The sequence below is a fragment of the Rhodococcus maanshanensis NBRC 100610 genome (assembly GCF_001894865.1).
GTDB classification, from domain to species: Bacteria; Actinomycetota; Actinomycetes; order Mycobacteriales; family Mycobacteriaceae; genus Rhodococcus_G; species Rhodococcus_G maanshanensis.
In genome coordinates, this window is record NZ_BCXA01000046.1 from 1 (window position 1) to 19472 (window position 19472).

Genomic DNA, 19472 nt, shown 5'->3' on the forward strand with positions numbered 1-19472 from the left:
AGGCGGCGCCGGCGAGCCGATCCAAGGTCTCGGCCAGCTCCCCGGCCCGGCCGATCAGGTCGTTGCGCGCGGCGGGCAGGTTGTCGCGGGCGCGCGGACCGGCGGTCGACGCCGCGTGAAGACCCGGGTCCTGGTCCAGGATCGCGTGGTAGAGGGCGACGAGGTCCGGGCTGGGGTCGACACCGAGCTCCTCGGCCAGGATCTCCCGCAACTGCCCGTAGCTCGCCAGCGCCTCGCTCTGCCTGCCGGCCCGGTACAGGGCCCGGACCTGGGCGGCACGGAGGCGCTCCCGCAGCGGATTGGCGGCGACCGACGGCCCCAGCTCGTCGGCCAGCAGGTCGTGCTCGCCGAGCTCGAGGCGGGCCTCGGCGTGGTCCTCGAGGGCGGTCAGCCGCAGTTCATCCAGGCGGGTGGCAGCCTCGCGCGCGAATCCCTCGTCGGCGAAGTCGACATAGGCGGGTCCCCGCCACAGCGCCAGCGCCTCCGCGAGCAGCGCGGCCCGCTCGCGCGCATCGACGGCTGCGCGTGCCCGCGCGGTCAGCGTGACGAACTGGCCCGCGTCCACGGCGTCCGCCTCGACCCGCAGCAGGTAGCCGGGCGGGCTGTATCCAACCAGGTCCCGGCCGCCCGGCTCCGCGCCTTCGAGGGCCCGGCGCAGCTGGGAGACCTTGGTCTGCAGGGTGTTCGTCGGGTTACCGGGGAGGTCCCCACCCCACAGGTCGTCGGCCAGCCGCGCGGCCGTCACCGGCCGTCCGTGATGCACCAACAGGTCCGCCAACAGGGCACGAACCTTCACCTCGGGGACCCGCACCGAGGCGCCGTCGGCGGTCCACACCGCGAGCGGACCGAGTACCCCGAAACGCATTCGGCCACAGTAACCCAGCGGTCGGGCCTCTCACGGTTCACCGTGCATGACCCCCCCAGCGAACCGTGCGCTGTTCGTGCGCGCCCGTCGGCACAGTGGTTTCCAGCGAGGCCGGAGGAACCGACCACCACCTCGACTGTGAACCGACCACCGACCCCGAGAAGAGAACTCATGACCGCGAACCAGACCGCCGCCACCCCGATCACCGGCCGCGAGATCCGCCTCGCGTCCCGCCCGGTCGGCGAGCCAGGGCCGGACAACTTCGAACTCGTCGAGGTCGCCATGCCCCGGCCGGGAGAGGGCCAGATCCTGGTCCGCAACACCTGGATGTCCGTCGATCCGTACATGCGGGGCCGCATGGACGCGGCCGAGTCCTACATCCCGCCGTTCCAGCTGGGCGCCGCCATGGACGGCAGTGCGGTCGGTGAGGTCGTTGCCTCGCGGTCGGAGACGATCCCCGTCGGCGCGACGGTGACCCACTTCCTCGGGTGGCGCGAGTACGCAGTTCTGGACGCGGCCGACGCCACCGTCATCGACACCGCGATCGCGCCCGCCCAGGCCTACCTCGGGGTGCTCGGCACGACCGGCCTGACCGCGTACGCCGCCCTGACCGAGGTCGCACCGGTGCGGGAGGGCGACGTCGTCTTCGTCTCCGCGGCCGCAGGGGCCGTCGGGTCGGTTGCCGGCCAGATCGCACGGAAGTTGGGCGCCGTCAAGGTGATCGGATCGGCGGGCGGTCCGATCAAGACGAAGAAGCTGATCGCCGACTTCGGTTACGACGCCGCCATCGACTACCGGAACGGCCGGTTGGGCGAGCGACTCGCCGACTACGCCCCCGAGGGAATCGACGTCTACCTCGACAGTGTCGGCGGAGATCATCTCGAGGCAGCCATAGGGGCGGCACGCGTCGGCGGCCGGGTCGCCCTGGTCGGCGCGATCAGCACATACAACGACACCGCGCCCACTCCCGGTCCCACCAACCTGTTTCAGGCCGCCGCGAAGGAACTGACACTGCGGGGCATGCTGATCGGCTCGTACTTCCACCTGTTCCCGGAGTACATCCCCCTGGCCGCGGGCTGGCTCGCCGACGGGACGCTGCGCACCGAGGAGACCGTCGTGGACGGTCTCGAACAGGCCCCGGACGCCTTTCTCGGCGTGCTGCGCGGGGCCAACACCGGCAAGATGCTCGTCCGCCTCGGCGCCTGAGCCGGCCCTCGCCTGCCAACTCCCACGAAAGGAACCCTGCGATGTCCCTCTCCCTCATCAACCCCGAGAACCTGCACGACCCGGTCGGATTCGGCTACAGCCACGTCGCCCGCACGCGCGGGGATCTGGTGTTCATCGCCGGCCAGTACGCCTCCGACGCCGACGGCCATGTCACCTCACCCGATTTCACCGACCAGGTCGAGCGGTCGCTGGCGAACCTGCGGACCGCGCTCTCGGCGGTGGGCCTCGACTTCCGCCACGTCGTCGCGCTCCGCACCCACATCGTCGACCACGACGCCGACAAGCTCGCGATCATCGCCAGGCTGATCGGCGAGATCTGGGGTGACCGGCCGCCGACCCAGACACTGACCGGGGTGGCCGCGCTCGCCCTCCCGGACATGCAGTTCGAGATCGACGCCGTGGCGGTCACAGACTGACCACCACCTTTCCCAAGGCCGCGCCCGAGGCGTAGTGACGGTAGGCGTCGGGGGCCTCGTCGAAGGCGAACACGCGGTCGATGACCGGGCGGATCCGGTTCGCCTCGATGACGCGGTTCATCGCGAGGAACTGCGCGCGGCTGCCGACCGCGACGGCGCGCACCGTGGCACCGGAGGCGAACAACACCCGAGCATCGAGGGGCGGCGGTGCGTTGTCGGAGACGAAGCCCACGCAGGCGACGTGACCCGCTGTCGCCACCGCCATGAGTGACTGCTCCAGGAATCCGGTGACGTCGACGACGCGGTCGGCGCCTCGCCCGCCGGTCAGGTCCCTGACCTCGCTCGCCCAGTCGGGCGTTGCCCGATAGTCGATGACCGCGTCGGCACCGAACTCGGCCAGGCGGGCGGCCTTGGCCGGGCCGCTGGTGGTGGCGATCACCCTGGCGCCGAGCGCCTTCGCGAACTGGAGCGCGAACAGCGACACCCCGCCCGATCCCTGCACGACCACGGTCTCCCCGGCACGCAGGCCGATCCCGTCGCCGGTCAGGGCGTTCCACGCGGTGACCGCGACGCAGGGCAGTGTCGCCGCCTCCTCGAAGGACAGGTGATCGGGGATCGGCACGAACTCGTCCTCGCCGAGCACCACGAACTCGGTGAGCATGCCGTCCAGCGAGCCGCCCCGCTGCGGCAGGTGTTCGGCCCCGAACGGCCCGTCCTGCCAGCTCGGGAACAGGGTGGCCGCGACGCGGTCACCGATCCGGGCCGCGCGGACCCCCGGTCCGACCGCGACGACCTCGCCCGCCCCGTCCGACACCGGCACCACGTCCGGCTTCACGGGCAGCACATACGTGCCGCGCAGCACCAACAGCTCGCGGTAACTGAGCGAGACTGCGCGCACCGCGACCAGGACCTGCCCCTGGCCGGGAACCGGGACCTCGTGCTGCCGGATCCTCAGGCCGTCGATCCCGGCGCCCTCGTCGACGTGATAGCTACGCATCGGCGTTCTCCCTTCGGATTCCGGTGTCGGTGGTGTCGGTGTCGGTGGCAAGCGGAACCTCGCCCGCGGTCTTGCTGTAGCCGAGCGCCTCTACGATCAGACCGTCGCGGACCCGCATGAGGTTCACGCCCTCCACCCAGTCGGCGGGGCCGTCGCCGAAGCGGTACCGCCAGCGGATCGTCGCCCGGTCCCCGGCCACCACCACCTCCTGGGGCCGGAACTGGGTGGTGCGGTCCGCCACGAGCGCTCCCCACCAGGCCAGGCAGGCCGCGCGGCCCTCGACGCGCTCCCCGATCGGGGCAGGCTGGACCGACTCCATCACGCAGTCCTCGCCGATCAGGTCGGTGAGCAGCCCGGGGTCGGCGTCGATGAAGGCTCGGTTGAAGAGATCGATGACATCGGTGGTGGTGCGGAGCGACATGGTGACAATCCCATCAGTAGATAGAACGTTCGGTCTCCTCGAAATATATAGAACGGTTGATCTACCCGTCAACACCTGGAAGGCTGGCCTCATGAGCACCCGCACCGCACCCGGGCCACGAGAGCGCCTGCTGGACGCCGCCCAGGAGCTGACCTACAGCCACGGCATGGGCGTCGGCGTCGACACGCTCCTCAAGTCCGCAAGCGTGGCGCGGCGTTCCCTGTACGAGCACTTCGGCGGCAAGGACGGGCTGATCGCTGCAGTGCTCGAGCGCAGCACCGCCGAGGACGAGGCCGACTACCAGCGGACGATGCGCGCCGCGGGCGAGAACCCGCGCGATCGCCTGCTGGCCATCCTCGACAGGCTCGCCGAGGTCATCGCCCAGCCCGGCTTCCGAGGGTGCCGCTACCTCGCCGCCGACCTGGCGCTGGCCGACCCCGACCATCCAGGGCACGCCGTCACCCGCGCCTACCGCGAGCGCGTGCACTGTCTCCTCGAAGCGGAGTTCGTCGCCCTCGGGCACCCGCGGCCCGCGCACGCGGCCGATCAGTTCCTGCTGCTCATCGACGGCACGCTTGCGGCCGGGGTCACCCGGCCCGACACCGACCCCGCGGCCTCCGCCCGCGAGCTGGCCGGGCAGATCCTCGACGTCCCGCGCTAGAACCGCCGCTCGCCCCCGTCACGGCAGTCGAACCGCCGTGACGGGCTGCGGCTCAGCGCAATCCGTGGCGGCGCGCCACCAGCTTCTCGACCATCGTCCGCGGCAGCACGCGGCGCAGGGCGAAGGTCACCGGGGCGTTGCTGCCCACCGCGTAGAGCTGCTTGGGCCGGTCGGCCTCGATCGCCTTCACGACGGTCTCGGCCACCTTCTGCCCGGTGATGCCCGCGCGCTCGTTGGCGTCGAGCGCGGCGATCATGGTCCGGTACTCGTCCGTGTACGGCGATCCGTCGGCGAGGTAGTGGGTGCGGCGCTCGCCGATGCCGGTGCTGATCGACCCCGGCTCCACCGTGGTGATCCCGACGCCGTAGGGCGCGACCTCCCGCCTGGCCGCGGTCGCGAAGCCCTTGATCGCCGCCTTGGTGGCGACATAGGACGAGCGGTAGGCCAGCGGGAAACTGGCCAGCATCGAGCCGACCATGACGACCCGCCCGTACCCGCGCGCACGCATCCCGGGCAGCACGAGCTGGGTGAGCCGGACCGCGCCGAAGACGTTGGTCTGGAAGAGCCGCTCGACCGCCTCCATCGGAAGCTCCTCGATCGGCCCGCTCTGACTCTCCCCGGCGTTGTTGACCAGGACGTCCACCTCGCCCGCCGCGGCGGCGCACGCCTCGATGCTCGCCGGGTCGGTCAGGTCGAGGGCCAGGTACTCGACGCCGGCGATGGGGTCGCCGATCGACGAGGGGTTCCTGCTCGTGCCGAACACCCGATACCCCCGGCCGACAAGAGCTTTCGCCACCGCCGCACCGATACCGGAGGACGCCCCGGTCACCAGTGCGGTGCGCGTACCGGTCACGCGAGCTCCCGCGCCAGCGCCCGGCCCGCCGCGCGGCCGGAGAAGATGCATCCGCCGAGGAAGGTCCCCTCGAGGGCGTTGTAGCCGTGCACCCCGCCGCCGCCGAAGCCGGCGACCTCGCCCGCCGCGTACAGCCCGTCGAACGGCTCGCCGTCGGCGCGGATCACCTGCGAGTCCAGGTTGGTCTCGAGCCCACCGAGGGTCTTGCGGGTGAGGATGTTCAGGCGCACCGCGATCAGCGGTCCGTGCTCGGGGTCGAGCAGCCGGTGCGGCTTGGCGACCCTGGTGAGCTTGTCGCTGCGATACTGCCGCGCGTTGGTGATCGCCATCCGCTGCAGGTCCTTGCCGAACTTGTTGTCGAACTGGCGATCTCGGGCGAGGACCTCACCCTCGACCTGATCGAAGTCGAGCTGCGGGCCACGGGCGATCTTGTTCATCCCGTCGACCAGCTCGCGCAGGTTGTCCGCCACCACGAAGTCGACGCCGTGCTGCTTGAACGCCTCGACCGGACCGGGCGCCCCCTTGGCCAGCCGGCTGCGCAGCAGCAGCTTGACGTCCTTGCCTGTGACGTCGGGATTCTGCTCGGAGCCCGACAGCGCGAACTCCTTCTCGATGATCGACTGGGTGAGGATGTACCAGGAGTAGTCGTGCCCGGTCGCGAGGATCGCCTTCATCGTCTGATTCGTGTCGAAGCCGGGGAAGTTCGGCGCGGGTAGCCGGTGCCCGGTGGCGTCGAGCCACAGCGACGACGGGCCCGGGATGATGCGGATGGCGTGGTTCGGCCAGATCGGGTCCCAGTTGACGATGCCCTCGGTGTAGTGCCACATGCGATCGCGGTTGACGATGTTGCCGCCCGCGTTCTCGGTGATGGCCAGCATCCGGCCGTCCACGTGCGCGGGCACGCCCGAGATCATCGTCTCCGGCGCAGGGCCGACCCGCTCGGTCGGCCAGTTCTTGCGCACCAGGTCGTGGTTGCCGCCGATCCCGCCGGACGTGACGATCACCGCCTTGGCACGGAACTCGAACTCGCCCACGGCGGTTCGCGAGGACGCCTTGCCCCGCTCGAGATCCGTCGGCTCCAGAACGGTCCCCCGGACACCGACGACCGCGCCGTCCTCGACGATCAGCTCGTCGACCTGATGCCGGAACTCGAAGTCGACCAGGCCCCGCTTCTCGCCCTCGAGAACCGGCTCGGCGAAGATGCGCACGACCTCCGGCCCGGTGCCCCAGGTGAGGTGGAACCGGGGCACCGAGTTGCCGTGCCCGGCAGCGCTTCCGCCGCCACGCTCGGCCCACCCGACGGTCGGCACGACCTTGAGCCCGAGCTCACGCAGGTACTCCCGCTTCTCGGTCGCGGCGAAGTCGACGTAGGCGCGCGCCCACTGCCGCGGCCAGTGATCCTCGCGTTCGCGGTCGAATCCGGCCGATCCCATCCAGTCCGCCAGCGCCAGCTCGTGGGAATCCTTGATCCCCAGCCTGCGCTGCTCGGGGGAATCGACGAAGAACAGGCCTCCGAGCGACCAGAATGCCTGCCCACCAAGGTTGTTGCGGTTCTCCTGGTCGATCACCAGCACCCGGCGTCCGGCCTTCACGAGCTCGTGGGTGGCCACCAGTCCGGCCAGGCCCGCCCCCACCACGATGACATCGGCGTTCACATTCACACTTCCTCGCTGTAGTTGCGCAGCACGCTCACGAACAGGTTCGTGCGCGCCCGGCGGACGGTGTCACTTTCTGGTTCCATCAGGCATTGGACGGTGGTCCCGTCGTGCACGGCCACCAACGCCCGGCCGAGGGCTTGCGGATCCGTCGCTCGCCGCCCGACACCGGCAAGGCCCGCCTCGACGAGCGGCAGGATGGTGGCCAGGATCGCGTTCTCCCGCGCGGCCATCACCCGCTTGAGCGACGGGTTCCTGAGGGCGTGGGCGGTGAACTCCGCGGTGATCCGGTACCACCGGTCGTCGACAGGGATGGCCTCGAGCAGCGCGGCAGTCATCGCCTCGAGCGTGACCGGGCCCTGCTGCTTCGCGCGGGTCGCGACGTCCGCCTCCCGGACGTCGATGAGCATCTGCGCCGACCGCTGCTCCCACATAGCCAGGAACAGCTCGTCGAGGGAGGCGAAGTTCGAATAGAAGGCACCGCGCGTATAGCCGGCGCGTTCGCAGACCTGTTCCACCGTCGAGCGCCCGAAGCCCTCATCGGCGAAGACGAGCAGCGCGGCGTCGAGCAGCCGCTCCCGCGTCTGGATGCGGCGTTTCGTCACACGCTTTGGCGTCGCGGACCCGGCCGTGCCGTCCACTCGCATCAGCCGCTCCTTCCCGACACACCACGGGACAGTTCGATACATTTTTGCATCCGATGCGGAACCGTATCAGTTCCAGTGCGCCCCGTCTCGGGAATCGGATGGTGGCCGCAGACGAAAGCCCCCGGCAGGTCCGGGGGCTTTCGTCTGCGGTTCGGATTCGTCAGTTCCGCCGCGCGGTGACGAGCATCGGCTCGTGCAGGTCGAAGTACGACACCTCCCCCATCAGCCTGCCCTCCTCCTCGAACAGCGAGCGCAGGTCGTCGGGGATCTCGATCTTCTCGTGGGCGCGCGCCTCGGCTTCGGACGTGAAGTAGACGGTCTCGACGTACCCGCCACCATCGTCGGTGGCGAGGGTTCCGCCGACGATCTCCGGGCGCAACTGGTGCACCTGGTCGCCTGCCTGCGTCAGCACCTCGCGCATCCGGGCCGCGTCGCTGGTGTGGCCCTCCATGATCTGCACGAATCCGGCATCGTCCGAGCCGCCGCCGAGCCACTCGGTCACCTCAGGGCAGTCCATGAACGAGACAGGACCCTCGAAGCAGCGCTCCGTCTCGGCCCACCAGGCGCCCTGCTCGGGGCGCTCGCTGTTGCGGCGGGCCGCCTCCTCGGACTCGAACCGTGCCACAACGATGAACGTCCCGTCATCGGACATTCCCCTGGTCGAGCCCAGAAAGCCGGTCGCCCCCGGCTGCAGTTCTTCCGCCCACCGGTCCATGCACCGGCGCAGACCCTCCTCGTCGGACACCCTTCCTTGGACGACTTGGATGAACATCTCTGCCTCCTCGAGCCGGAGCATGGGCCCCGGCCCAACGGATCACGGTGACCGACCGACGCGGTCCACCGATCGGCGGGCACCACCCGGCCCGCGCGGCGGCCACTACGGGTTCAATCCTTCGCCCGGCCCCCGCCGGACGCAAGGGCGGCCATGGACCGGATCGGGCCCTCGGGATCGCAACGACCGGGACTAGAATTCACGATGTGAACCTGGCCTGGCCGGTGATCGAACGGCGGGCGGAATCCGCCGCGATCGCCGAAGCCGTGGGATCGACCGACGGTTCCCGCGGCGTTCTCGTCGAGGGCGTCACCGGCACCGGGAAAACCACCCTCGTCACGTCCTGTGCAGCCGCCCTGCCACGCCCGGTCCGGTGGATCACCGGCACGGCGGCCTCCAGGAACAGACCGTTCGGGGCGGTCCGCCGCCTGGTCGACGCGACCTCCCCGTGGACACTGGCGGCCCTGCTGTCCGACATGAGCCGCGGCCTGAGCGAGGAACTGACGGGCGGCTCGATCATCGTCGACGACGCCCACCTGCTGGACCCATTGTCCGCTGCCCTGCTCAACCAACTCGCGACCGCTCGATCCCCGACGCTCGTCGTGGCGATCCGGTCGGGCGAGCCGACGCCCGATGCGGTCACGGCGTTGTGGAAGGACCGCGGACTCGGCAGGGTCACCCTCGGCTGTTTCGATCGCGCCGAGACAGAGACCGTGCTCGCAACCGCGCTCGGCGGGCCGGTGGAGAGCCGAACGGTCGATCACATCGCGGCGACCACCGGGGGCAACCCCCTGCACCTGCGGCGCCTGGTCGAGGGTTCGCTGGCCGCCGGCCACCTGCGCCGTGCGCACGGGATCTGGCAGCTCCGCGAGGACCCCGCCGTCACCGCCGAGTTGGCCCGGCACTTCCGCGAACGATGGCTCCAGTCACCTCCTGGCACCCGTAGGGCCGTCGCGTTGGTCGCCTTCGGTGAGCCCATGACGCTGGCGGTTCTCGGCGACCTGGCCAAGCACGTGTCGATGTTGGGCGCCGAGCGCACCGGGCTGGTCCGGTTCGCCGCGGAGGGCCGGACCGTGGTGGCGCGGCTGGCGTATCCGTTCCTCGGCGACGTGATCCGCGAGTGTGTGGACGATCCGACGGCCCGCCGGATCAGGGGCGAGCTCGCGGCCCGGCTCACCGGCGCGCCCGACCCGGCCGAACGTATCCGGGCCGCGGAACTCTCGCTTGGCAGCGACCGTCCGGCCGGTGCCCGCGAGCTCACCGCGGCGGCCGCGGACGCCATCGCACTCTGCGCCTTCGACAGGGCGGTCGGGCTGGCCCGCGCTGCCGTGACCGATGGCGGCGGCCTCGAGGCCCACCTGGTCCGCGCCGCCGCGTCGGCCGGGACGGGCCGGGCCGCGGAGGCCGAGGAACTCCTGGCCACCCTCGACCCCACCCGCATGGCCGAGCCGGACCTGGTCCTGTGGGCGATGCTCCGGGCCGGAAACCTGTACCGGAACCTGGGCTCCGGCGATCGCGCGACCGACCTCCTCGCCGCGACCCGCAGGCGGGTCACCACACCGGCGAGCCGCCAGTGCCTGGACGCGGCGCGCGCCGCCATCGACGTCCGTCTCGGACACACCTGCGCCGCAGTTCAGGTCGTCGAGCGGATCCGCGACGCGGGGCGCGTCCCACCCGCGGCCCGGATGTGGGCGGCGAGCGCGGGTTGTCTCGCGCTGAGCCTGATGGGTCGCGGGAGCGAGGTGCCGCAATGGTCGCGCCAGACGGACGGACTCACCCGATGGGACACGTCCGCACTGCGATTCGCCATAGGGCAGGGTGAGATGCTCGCGCTGACCTACACCGGTGAGTTCGGACCGGCCGAGCTCTGCGCGCGGCGGTACCTGGAGCTGGCACGAAACCACGACGATACCTGGTACGGCATGAGCGCACTGCTCGGAAAGCTCGAGCTGGCCAGGGGCCGGCTGCACGAGTGCAAGGCGAGACTCGAGGAAGCGGTCTCGGGCCTGGGGCGAACGGACCCCGAGTGGCGGGTCCTCGCCAACCTCCTTCTGGCCCAGTGCCTGGCGCTGCTGGGACGACCATCCGACGGGGTCGCGGCGGCCGCACGCGCGGAGGACGCGCACGGGGAGAGCACGGTGCTCTACGGTGCCGATCTCGGCATCACCCGGGCCTGGCTCGCGGCCGCATCGGGTGATCTCGGTCGCGCCATCGGACTGGCCCGTCGCGCCGCGGACCAGGCGAGTCGACACGGGCTGCATGCCGTCGAGGCCGAGGCGATGCACTCCGCCGTCCGGTTCGGCGATCGCGCCTGCGGCGCGCGCTTGAGGGCGCTCGCGAACGTGGTGGACGGGGACTTGATCGCCCCGATGACCGCGCAGGCGGTTGCCGCCGAAGCGGCGGATGGGGACGGGCTACTTTCTGCCGCATCCCAGTTCGACCACCGTGGCTCGAGGCTGCTTGCGGCGGACGCCTACGCCCAGTCCGCGGCGGCCTACCGTCGAGCGGGCGATCGGCGCGCCGAGTTACGGGCATCCACCCGGGCCTACACCCTCGCCCGCCTGTGCGGCGACGCACAGACCCCGGCGATCCGCGCCGCCGCCGGACCGCTTCCGCTGACCCCGCGTGAACACGAGGTCGCCGTGCTCGCTGCCGCCAAGTTGACGAACCACGAGATCGCGGATCGGCTGGAGGTGTCCACGCGCACCATCGAGGGGCACATCTATCACATCTACATGAAGCTCGAGGTGCCGGATCGCGAGAGCCTGGCCGACACGATTCTCATGGAGACCACCCCATAGCGGAACTCAGTCCCGCCGATACTGCCTGTCCACCAGGGCTTCTCGATCATCGACGCCGAGTTTCGCGAGCACACGGTGCACGTGCCCCTCCACCGTCCGCACGGACAGTGTCAGCCGCTCCGCGATCTCCCGATTGGTCATGCCGGTGGCAACGAGGGCGGCGACGACGCGTTCCCGCCCGGTCAGGGCCATGGGATTCTCGAGCACGCTCAACGCCGGAGTGCGCGCGCCTGGGCACTCGGCGGCCAGCCGCCGAGCCGTGGCCGCAGACCGCCGTTCACCGAGACTGTCCCCACACCGGTTGTGCTCCATCGCGGCCTGAGCGGCGGCGTCGGCCGCCAGCAGATTCGCGGACATGGCCTCGAACTCGGCTGCGACACTGTCCAATCCATGACCATCGCGGTTCCGCAATGCGTGTGCGTGCGCGGAGGCGACCCGGACGAACGGGCCGTCGACGAGGCGCATCAGACGGCGCAGCCGTGCGGTCGCCGACCGATCCCCGAACCGGACGGCGGTGTGCAGGGCCATCGCCTCGATCCCGAACATCGATCCCTCTCGGGCCAGGACGGCGGCGTCGCGTGCCACCCTGATCGCCTCGCGGTGCTCCCCGCAGCCAGCCACGATCCAGGCCCTCGCGTGTGACAGATCCGGTCCGAACGTCGCGAGGTGCTCGCCGAAGGACTCCTCCGCGTAATCGAGGGCCTCGATCGCCTGCTCGGTTCGGCCCTGCGCGCCGAGCGCCTGGCACAGGCCGATCGAGCACAGCACGACCCACATTCGTGGGCCACCGTTGACGGCGGCGGCGCGGCCGCGCCGAAAGTGCTCCTCCGCCGCCGCGACCCGGCCGGTGGCCAGGTACGCGAGGCCGTGGATGTATCCGTCCACCACCCATCTCGAGCGCCCGGGAGGAGTGGCGATCGAGTAGCGATCGAGCATCTCGAGGACACCGGCGAGGTTGCCGGACAGGGTCGCCGCCGACACCTCGGCCACGCCGATCTGCATGCGCCCCAACAGGAACCCGGTTCCGGTCGCCGCCGCCACCCCGCGTTCCACGATGTCGGGCACCTCATCGGTGTGGCCGGCCCTGGCCAGGGCGAAACCGCCCGTGGAGGCGGCGAAACTCATCGCCAGCGCCGAGGTGTTCTCCGCCCCGAAGAGCGTGCGCGTCAGCTCGATCGAACGCGGCACGTTGTTGGCGAAGAAGTCGAAGGTCACGTCCGCCGACGACAGCACCTCCAGCCCATCGCGACTGGTCGCGTGTTCCCGCAGCCCGTCCAGCTCACGCCGGGCCGCATCCTGCCTGTTGTCGAAGAAGTAGGTGGTCGCACGCCACAACCCCCAGGCGAGACGTTCGTACTCCGGCACCGCGACGGGGTCGAACGTGCCGAGCAGCACATCGGCCTCCCCTGCCCTGCCCTGCCACGTCATCGCCCGCGCGAGGACCACCGCGGCCCTCAGCCCGCAGCCGCCGAGCAGCGCCGCCTGCGCCAGTCGTTCCGCGAGCGGGTAGTCACACAGCGCGAGCGCACGTTCGGACGCGTCGACAAGGAGTGCGGCATCCAGGTCGACGTCGGCGTCCAGTGCGAGGGTCGCCATCCGGAGCTCCTCACCAGCCGTCGGGCCCGCGGCGAGGGCGCGCACCAACCGCCCCCGCAGACTGCGCGCGGCGAGCACGGGCGTTCGCTCGCGGAGCGCCTCGCCCACGATCGGATGGCGCAGCCGCACCACGCGCGGGGTCGCATCCGAGCCGATCCACAGGTGCCCACCGCGCCGCGCCTCGGCCACCGCATCGCGCGACGCGGCGCGGGCGAGCACCCCCACGTCGAGGTCGCCTGCGAAGGCCAGCAGCCACAACACGTCCATCACCTCCTGGTCCGCCGTCGGCAGTCGCGACACGAGCAGCGTGGCCAGCTCGTCGGTCATCACCGGGCGGGATTCGAGCTGCCAGACGCCACCGATCTGGAACAGCAATCCGGATTCCCAGGAACCCTCGACGAGGTGCCTCAAGTACAGCGGATTGCCCTCCGAAATCTCCCACATCCACTGCGCGCTGACCCGGTCCAGCGGCCCGTCCAGAGCGGACTCGAGCACGCGATAGGCCTCGTCTCGAGCGAAGGGGGCGAGGTCGATGCGATCGAGCAGCCCATCGGCGACGATCGCGGGGTCCGGGCCGGTCTCCACGCTGCCGACGGTCACGACCAGGTGGACGTCGCCGTCCTCGAGGAGCCGGCCGACCAGGGCGGCGGACAACGGGTCGAGCAGATCGGCGTCGTCCACGATGAGGGCGGTGTCACCCCGGCCGCCCAGTGTCGAGCGGGCGTTCGCGAACGCCGTGGCCGGGTCCACTGTCGCGTCGATCTCGATCAGGTGGGCAAAGGCACCGAGCGGGATCCGGCGGGTCGACTCCGAGCCTGCGGCCCAGAGCCGGGTGGGACGCGCACTCGATGCGATGGTGCGCGCCAGCGTCGTCTTCCCGGCCCCGGTGGGGCCCACGATCACGACACCGCGTGACGGTCCCCGGGAGGAGGCACCGATCTCGTCCCCCCGCGGTATCAATGGCCACCGAAGGACCATGGGGGAATTGTAGGCGGGGAGTCGATCCAACCTCATCGAACCGGGAACCCACCCGGAAGATCACGTTGCGTACTGCCCATGCCCGCCGCACGAACACCCGGGGCGGCAGCACTACATCAACAGGGCTTCACGTTGCTCATCGGTTCTGGAACGTAGTTTCCGCACGAACAGGGGGTAGTCATTTGCGACGAGTTTGTTACGGTCGATCACCTTGCCGATGATCGCCTTGTCGAGTTTCCGGTACTCGGTGTGGCGCCATTCAAGCGCCGAATCATCCATGAAGCTGCAGTGACCATGAACCAGTTTCGGGTCATAGAATTCCACGCGCGCATAGCCGTCGCCGCCGAACACGGCTCCCTCCTCCCGGTGTGAGCCGTGATAGATGTACTTCAGCGTCGTCCTTGAAATGTCGAGCGATTCCGATCCCCACCCGCCCAGCGGCTTGCCGGTTTGATTGAACGTCTTACCGCGAAGGCTGTAGATTCCCTTTTTGTAGACCACGTCGACGATGCTCGTCTTCCCGTCCTCACGGCTCGAGAGATACTGTCCGAGAATTTCCGCCCGATCTCCGTCGATCCACTTTCTGAGCGCAGGGCGGCGCGACAACAGTTCGAGGATGACCAGGGCCACGAAGATAACGAAGATGATGATGGGAATTGTGGTGTCGGCATTCTTCTTTGGGAACAGCCACATCGTCAGTATCGCCGCGATCGCGGCAATCGCCGCCGGAAAGGCGCCGGTCCACGAAAATTTCCCGGTCATGTGAGCCGCCTCCCCGCGAGGTGCGTCCGCCCACCGTGGCTGGTGGCCGCTGCACCGTCATCGCGGAACCCGGAGACGCTCGAGACCGGGATCTTGAACTGCATCGCGCGATACGGCCACCCCGCGTCCGGGCCGTCGGTCTTCCACTGACTCAGCAGGATGTGGAAGCCGCCGTCCAGCGTGGAGCCGGGGACGATCGACGGCCCGTAGAGCTGCGCGACCGCGTCGTCACCCTCCTGCCCCCAGCCGACCCCACGGATCGGCGTGCTCTTGTGCGCCTCGTAGAGGTCGTCGGTGATGTTGCGGAAGACCCGGACGTCGATGTCGTATCCGCCGACGTTGGAGGAGTCGAAGTTGATGAACACCCATTCGCCCTGGATCCGCCGCAGGCACATCTCACCGAACTTGTCCGCCGAACCCACACCCTCCAGCACGGGGGTGGGCTCGTTGCCCCAACCCCAGGCGCCCCCGCGCCAGCCCCACCCCTCGTACGCGCCAGGGTCCGTGATCTGCTCGCCTCGGACGCGCCGAAGGATCAGTGGCTTGTCGCGCTGAAAGCCTGTGGAGAACACATAGACCCAGCCGTCCTCGGCGACGTCCCAGGTCCACAGTTGGGCCAGCCCACGGTGCAGTCCGGCATCGAACTTGGCGCCCGAGTGTTGCCAGGTGTTGCCGTCGTCCGTCGACTTCCAGATCTCGGTCCACACCACGTTGCCCAGGCCCCTGTTGACCATGGCGTGCAGGTACATCGTGTCGCCCACCGTGATGACGTCGGACGGCAGCACCGTGGAGAAGACCGGATTGTTGTGTGGGTAGTCCCAGAGTTGACGCGCGTACCCGGGGTCACCACCCGCCGCCTCGCTCCAGGTGATGCCGTTGTCCAGGATCGTGGTGTCGGAGAACAGCCCCACTGGCGCACGCCAATCGCCGTCGCCGACCCGCGGCCCGCGGAAGGTGTCCCCGAACACCGCCAGGATCCGCCCGGACGGGGTGCGCGCCATGACGCCGAGATCGGTTGCCGCCATCCCGAATCGGTCGGTCAACCCGGGACCGGTGGCATCCCTGACCTTCCTCGAACGATGCACCTTGGGCCCCGGGTCGATCGGCGCCGCCGGCATCCGCGGCTGGGGTGCAGGCAGCCGCCACCCGTTGCGGATGACCTCGTTCCACTCGCCCTCGTAGACGTTTCCGGTGACCGGCCAGCCCCACAGCTGCTGCATTCTGGTCGCGGCCGCCTTGGTCGCGTTGTCGAAGATGCCCGATCCGGGCACCCCGATCGCCTCCTGCCAGCGCCTGAGGCCGTCCTTCGACGACTGCGGTTCGTTGCCGAAGGTGTTCGACCACGATTCGGTTGGCCCGTCCAGAGGTCCCCAGTAGTGACCGGCGGGGAGCGGAAAGCGGTCCGGATCGTCCTTGATGCCCGCATATCGCCTCGCCGCGCCGAGCACCACGTCGTACGGGAAGGTGTCGGGAACGTCCCAGTGCGTACCGTCCTTGAATCCCTTGAGGACAACCGAGCCATAGGTGTAGTTGTTGTGACTGCTCACACCCCGGAGGTTCGCCCCGACCCCGCCGATGTCCACGCGCTCGATGGGGATGTCGTAGTCCCTTGCGACAGTGGCGATGACGAAGGCCACCATGTCGAGTTTCTTCTCGTGCGCGAGCCACTGCTCTCGGGTCTTGGGTCGCTCCTCGCGGTTCGGGTTCGCCCCACTCCAGGTCTCGACGGTGCCCGAAGTGCCAACCATCGCGATCTGGACGCTCACGCGGTTGTCGCTGAGCACGCCCCATGCGGTGTTCTTGGTGGTGACGGTGTTGATGATGTGTTCGTCGTCGACGAGGTAGTGGTAGCTGCCGTCCTGCTGGCGGGCCTGGTAGTCGGCGACATTCTCGGCGCGGGTGTTCCACTCCTGGTTCTCGGTGGTGTGCAGATAGATTCGCAGATAGGCGCCGTGCCCGGTGTCGTACCCGGGACCGCCGTACCAGGCGATCGGATATCCGCTCGGTGCGGCGACGGCGGTCGGCTCTGCCACGGGCGACGGCATCGGTTCGGCCGCCGGAGCCCACTGCCCGAACTGCTCCTTCATGATGCGGTTCCGGTCGATGCCGACACCGCCAACGGTCTGCTTGTCGATCTCGAACTGGTGCAGGTGCGCGGCCGGGTGCACCCGTCCACCGCTGCCCCAGTTGTGCATCCAGAAGTAGCTGCCGATGCCGTCGCGCAGCGCCCAGTCGATGGTCGGATAGTTGCAGTAGACGCCCATCCGGGCCTTGCCGAGGCGCTCCTGCCATGCCTGCAGGTACGGCCGCACGAGGGTGTTCCACTGGTCCTCGCTGGGCGAGGCGTCCACCGACACGTAGATCACCGCGGTGTCGGGACCACCGGCCTCGCGGTGCAGGGTGAGGCCTCGCTCGGCATCCCGGCGACCCTGCTCCGCGCCGCCGAGCCAGTCTGACTTGCCGAACTGGAAATTGGAGACCACCACCATCCCGCGGGCGCGGAGGTCGTCGGCCTCCGACTTCCGCAGGGGTTTGCCGATCATCCATCCGGCGCGTGGATCCGAGACGTAGCGGATGGCGCCGACGAACCCGCTCGACTGGATCTGCTGCGCGGTGGGGATTCCCGCCGAGAAGTCCACGAGGAGCTTGCCGACCAGCGAGCCCTGCCCGTCACCCGTCGTCGCCCCGCGCGGATCGACCGCGTCCCTGAGCCACACCGCGTTGGGATCGAGGTCAGGCCCGCCGAATCGGCCGGGCGCGCCGAAGGTCTCGAAATGCAGATGCGGTCCGCTCGAACCGCCCTCGTTGCCGACCACTGCGATCTTCTGACCCGCGTGCACTAGGTCCCCGAACTCCCACTGCCGCCCGGTGTCCGGGTTGATGAAGGACGAGGGAGGCGTGTGTCCGAACGTGAAGTCCAACCCGCATTCATTCTGCGAGTCGATGACGAGCCAGGAACCGTAGCCCTGCGGGTCGTCGTTGATCCCGACGTGCGCGATGGTGCCGTCGGAGGGTGCGTAGATCGGTGTGCCGGTATCCGCGGCGATGTCCACGCCGCGATGGTCCGGCCGGTCGGGGGTCCGGTAGCCGCTGCTCTCGCCCGAGTAGGTGCCGGGGGCCAGCGGGTGGAAACGAATCATGATTGCCTCGCCGATGAGGATGGAATCGGATCACGGTTGCCAGCGGGCAGTGGCCCGGCGGGCTCCGGTCGCGGCACTCGCCAGGGTGCACCGCGTACCACTCAATCGTCGCGGCCTGCACGGTGCGCGTCATGCGTAGTCGGCTACCCGACTTCGCGTGGGATCCCGTCCAGTCGGCCCGCGAGTGCCGCCAGGTTCATCCGCAGGATCTCCATCGCCAGCGCAGGATCGAGCGTCGACACGAGGTCGCGCGCGCTGTGCACGTCACGGTTGGCGGTGTCGTTGTCCTCGATGGTGAGCACCGCCGGGATATCGGCGTCGATGAACGGCACGTGGTCACTTGCGAAGGGGGACAACGACGTCGACACCACGAGCCGGGTCCAGGTTGCAGCCGCAGCCACGAGGTCGTCGATGAGGGCCCGCGAGAGAGGGGCGCCCTCGATCAGCACGCCCGGATCACTGGTGTTGCGCCTGCCGACCATGTCCATGTTGATCACCGCGACGATCCGGTCGCGCTCCCCTGCCGACAGTCCGGCCACGTGCTCGGTGCTACCGAACAGCCCCTGCTCCTCACCACCGAACAGGATCAGGCGCAGGTCGTGGTGCCACGATCGGGTCGCCAGCACACGCCCCAACTCGAGCACACCCGCGGCGCCGCTCGCGTTGTCATCCGCCCCCGGGGCAGGCGCGGCGACTCCGTCCTCGTGGTTGATCGAGTCGAGGTGCGCCGTCACCACGACCGACCCGCGGTTCGATCCGGCCAGGTCCGCGACGATGTTGCGGCTGACCCCCGCCCCGACCGAGACGGACTGCTCGGAAACGGTGTAGCCGAAGGATTTCAGGTCTGCTGAGACCGACTCTGCCGCAGCGAGAAACCCCCCGCTGGTCGAGTGCCGGGTGTGCGGGCCGGTGATCCGCGCCAGATGTCCCTCGTACGACGACCGTGACAGCAGCCCTAGCAGGTCCCCCATCGTCGGGTCGGTTTCCCGGGCCCCCGCGCGGGGACGGTCGACGACGACAGCGTCTGCGGCCAGGGCCTCGACGCGCCAGCACCCGCGCTCGGCTGCCGTGGGCGCGGGGACGTCACCCCCGTCGACCACGAGGTGGCGCCCATGGTCGACCAGGACCGGCACATCGGGGTGCGCATACTGGAAGGACTTCCCCACCTGAGTCACCAGGCTCAACCCCGCGGCGTGTCCCGACAGGGACTCTGCCCCGGCGAATCGCCGGACAGGATCGGCGGATTCGGACCACACCACGACCTCGTCGGCCAGCCGGGCCCACCGCAGCGCGCCGCGAGCGGTCGAGGTGGCGGTGTCTGCACTGTCAAACGACTCTGCGGGCACCGTCGCGAACTCGACGCCGGTCACGGCGGCCCACCCACTTCCAGCTCCAGGCGATCCTTGTCGATCCGGACCACCCGGACGACGCGGTGCTCGCCCGCCGCCGTGGTCACCTCGAGACCTCCGTTCTCGGTGCTCGACTCCCAGGTCCCGTCCCGGGCTTCACCGGCGTCACCCCGGCCGATCGCCCAGTCGACGTAGGAGCCGTCCGGGCGGAACTCGATCCCGTCGCGGCCGCGCGCCCGCGGGAAGTCGTAGCCGGCCGGCCGGTACACGCGAATCCCGTCGTGGTCCTCCTCGAACGAATGGACCCATCGTCCACAGAGTTCCGTCACGCC

General features: G+C 69.8%; 16 protein-coding genes. 4 read left to right on the forward strand and 12 right to left on the reverse strand.

The genetic code is table 11. From position 1 onward, the window contains the following. On the reverse strand, positions 1–865 hold an 865-nt coding region (locus RM1_RS20635), incomplete at its 3' end, for an AfsR/SARP family transcriptional regulator (protein ID WP_174562983.1). A gap of 171 nt (positions 866–1036) precedes the next feature. On the opposite strand from RM1_RS20635, the gene RM1_RS20640 reads away from it, so the two are divergent. Both RM1_RS20640 and RM1_RS20645 read left to right on the forward strand, forming a co-directional pair. After that, entirely contained in the window at positions 1037–2071 is a 1035-nt protein-coding gene (locus RM1_RS20640) for an NADP-dependent oxidoreductase (protein ID WP_072753572.1), read from the forward strand. 41 nt (positions 2072–2112) lie between these two features. Continuing rightward, positions 2113–2508 (forward strand): RidA family protein, encoded by a 396-nt coding sequence (locus tag RM1_RS20645; RefSeq protein ID WP_072753573.1) that lies wholly within the window; start codon positions 2113–2115, stop codon positions 2506–2508. Here RM1_RS20645 and RM1_RS20650 read toward each other — a convergent pair. Together RM1_RS20650 and RM1_RS20655 are read right to left on the reverse strand one after the other, a co-directional pair. Next, complete coding sequence (locus tag RM1_RS20650; RefSeq protein ID WP_072753574.1) at positions 2498–3505, reverse strand: zinc-dependent alcohol dehydrogenase family protein; 1008 nt, start codon at positions 3503–3505, stop codon at positions 2498–2500. The two genes, RM1_RS20645 and RM1_RS20650, sit on opposite strands and share 11 nt — an antisense overlap. Beyond that, positions 3498–3926, reverse strand: coding sequence for a nuclear transport factor 2 family protein (locus tag RM1_RS20655; RefSeq protein WP_072753575.1), 429 nt, complete (start codon positions 3924–3926; stop codon positions 3498–3500). The genes RM1_RS20650 and RM1_RS20655 overlap by 8 nt, the downstream gene beginning before the upstream one ends. Positions 3927–4017: 91 nt before the next feature. Here RM1_RS20655 and RM1_RS20660 point away from each other — a divergent pair, with 91 nt between their 5' ends. Beyond that, complete coding sequence (locus tag RM1_RS20660) at positions 4018–4587, forward strand: TetR/AcrR family transcriptional regulator (protein WP_072753576.1); 570 nt, start codon at positions 4018–4020, stop codon at positions 4585–4587. A 52-nt stretch (positions 4588–4639) separates the two neighbouring features. Here RM1_RS20660 and RM1_RS20665 read toward each other — a convergent pair whose 3' ends face one another. From RM1_RS20665 to RM1_RS20680, 4 genes are all read right to left on the reverse strand, one after another. Next, positions 4640–5440: an SDR family oxidoreductase gene (locus RM1_RS20665; protein WP_072753607.1), complete on the reverse strand. Its 801-nt coding sequence runs from the start codon at positions 5438–5440 to the stop codon at positions 4640–4642. After that, entirely contained in the window at positions 5437–7095 is a 1659-nt protein-coding gene (locus tag RM1_RS20670) for an FAD-binding dehydrogenase (protein ID WP_245816519.1), read from the reverse strand. The genes RM1_RS20665 and RM1_RS20670 overlap by 4 nt, the downstream gene beginning before the upstream one ends. 2 nt (positions 7096–7097) lie before the next feature. Further along, positions 7098–7742, reverse strand: a complete 645-nt coding sequence (locus RM1_RS20675; protein ID WP_072753578.1) for a TetR/AcrR family transcriptional regulator — start codon at positions 7740–7742, stop codon at positions 7098–7100. A gap of 160 nt (positions 7743–7902) precedes the next feature. Then, positions 7903–8514 carry a hypothetical protein gene (locus RM1_RS20680; RefSeq protein WP_072753608.1) on the reverse strand — a complete coding sequence of 204 codons (612 nt, stop codon included), beginning with the start codon at positions 8512–8514 and terminating at the stop codon, positions 7903–7905. Between the two features lie 206 nt (positions 8515–8720). Here RM1_RS20680 and RM1_RS20685 point away from each other — a divergent pair, with 206 nt between their 5' ends. Beyond that, positions 8721–11315, forward strand: coding sequence for a helix-turn-helix transcriptional regulator (locus RM1_RS20685; RefSeq protein WP_072753579.1), 2595 nt, complete (start codon positions 8721–8723; stop codon positions 11313–11315). Positions 11316–11321: 6 nt separating this feature from the next. Here the strand turns inward: RM1_RS20685 and RM1_RS20690 are convergent, their stop codons facing one another. The 5 genes from RM1_RS20690 to RM1_RS20710 all read right to left on the reverse strand — a co-directional run bounded on the left by RM1_RS20690 (position 11322) and on the right by RM1_RS20710 (position 19469). Continuing rightward, on the reverse strand, positions 11322–13808 hold the full coding sequence (locus tag RM1_RS20690; protein WP_143069449.1) for a LuxR family transcriptional regulator: 2487 nt from the start codon (positions 13806–13808) through the stop codon (positions 11322–11324). A 192-nt stretch (positions 13809–14000) separates the two neighbouring features. Further along, the gene (locus tag RM1_RS20695; protein WP_072753581.1) at positions 14001–14651 is read right to left on the reverse strand and encodes a hypothetical protein; all 651 of its coding nucleotides are present in this window, start codon (positions 14649–14651) and stop codon (positions 14001–14003) included. Next, positions 14648–17791, reverse strand: coding sequence for a DUF4185 domain-containing protein (locus tag RM1_RS26555; protein WP_072753582.1), 3144 nt, complete (start codon positions 17789–17791; stop codon positions 14648–14650). The genes RM1_RS20695 and RM1_RS26555 overlap by 4 nt, the downstream gene beginning before the upstream one ends. Positions 17792–17934: 143 nt before the next feature. After that, on the reverse strand, positions 17935–19161 hold the full coding sequence (locus RM1_RS20705; RefSeq protein ID WP_245816520.1) for a M28 family metallopeptidase: 1227 nt from the start codon (positions 19159–19161) through the stop codon (positions 17935–17937). Continuing rightward, a complete protein-coding gene (locus tag RM1_RS20710; protein WP_072753583.1) occupies positions 19158–19469 on the reverse strand; it encodes a hypothetical protein in 312 nt (103 codons plus the stop codon). Before RM1_RS20710 ends, RM1_RS20705 begins: the two co-directional genes overlap by 4 nt. Between the last annotated feature and the right edge of the window lie 3 nt (positions 19470–19472).

Excerpts from the sequence above, each read along its gene's own strand:
- RM1_RS20640 (WP_072753572.1), top strand. The coding sequence starts at position 1,037 with ATGACCGCGAACCAGACCGCCGCCACCCCGATCACCGGCCGCGAGATC.
- RM1_RS20645 (WP_072753573.1), top strand. The coding sequence starts at position 2,113 with ATGTCCCTCTCCCTCATCAACCCCGAGAACCTGCACGACCCGGTCGGA.
- RM1_RS20650 (WP_072753574.1), bottom strand. The coding sequence starts at position 3,505 with ATGCGTAGCTATCACGTCGACGAGGGCGCCGGGATCGACGGCCTGAGG.
- RM1_RS20655 (WP_072753575.1), bottom strand. The coding sequence starts at position 3,926 with ATGTCGCTCCGCACCACCACCGATGTCATCGATCTCTTCAACCGAGCC.
- RM1_RS20660 (WP_072753576.1), top strand. The coding sequence starts at position 4,018 with ATGAGCACCCGCACCGCACCCGGGCCACGAGAGCGCCTGCTGGACGCC.
- RM1_RS20675 (WP_072753578.1), bottom strand. The coding sequence starts at position 7,742 with ATGCGAGTGGACGGCACGGCCGGGTCCGCGACGCCAAAGCGTGTGACG.
- RM1_RS20680 (WP_072753608.1), bottom strand. The coding sequence starts at position 8,514 with ATGTTCATCCAAGTCGTCCAAGGAAGGGTGTCCGACGAGGAGGGTCTG.
- RM1_RS20695 (WP_072753581.1), bottom strand. The coding sequence starts at position 14,651 with ATGACCGGGAAATTTTCGTGGACCGGCGCCTTTCCGGCGGCGATTGCC.
- RM1_RS26555 (WP_072753582.1), bottom strand. The coding sequence starts at position 17,791 with ATGATTCGTTTCCACCCGCTGGCCCCCGGCACCTACTCGGGCGAGAGC.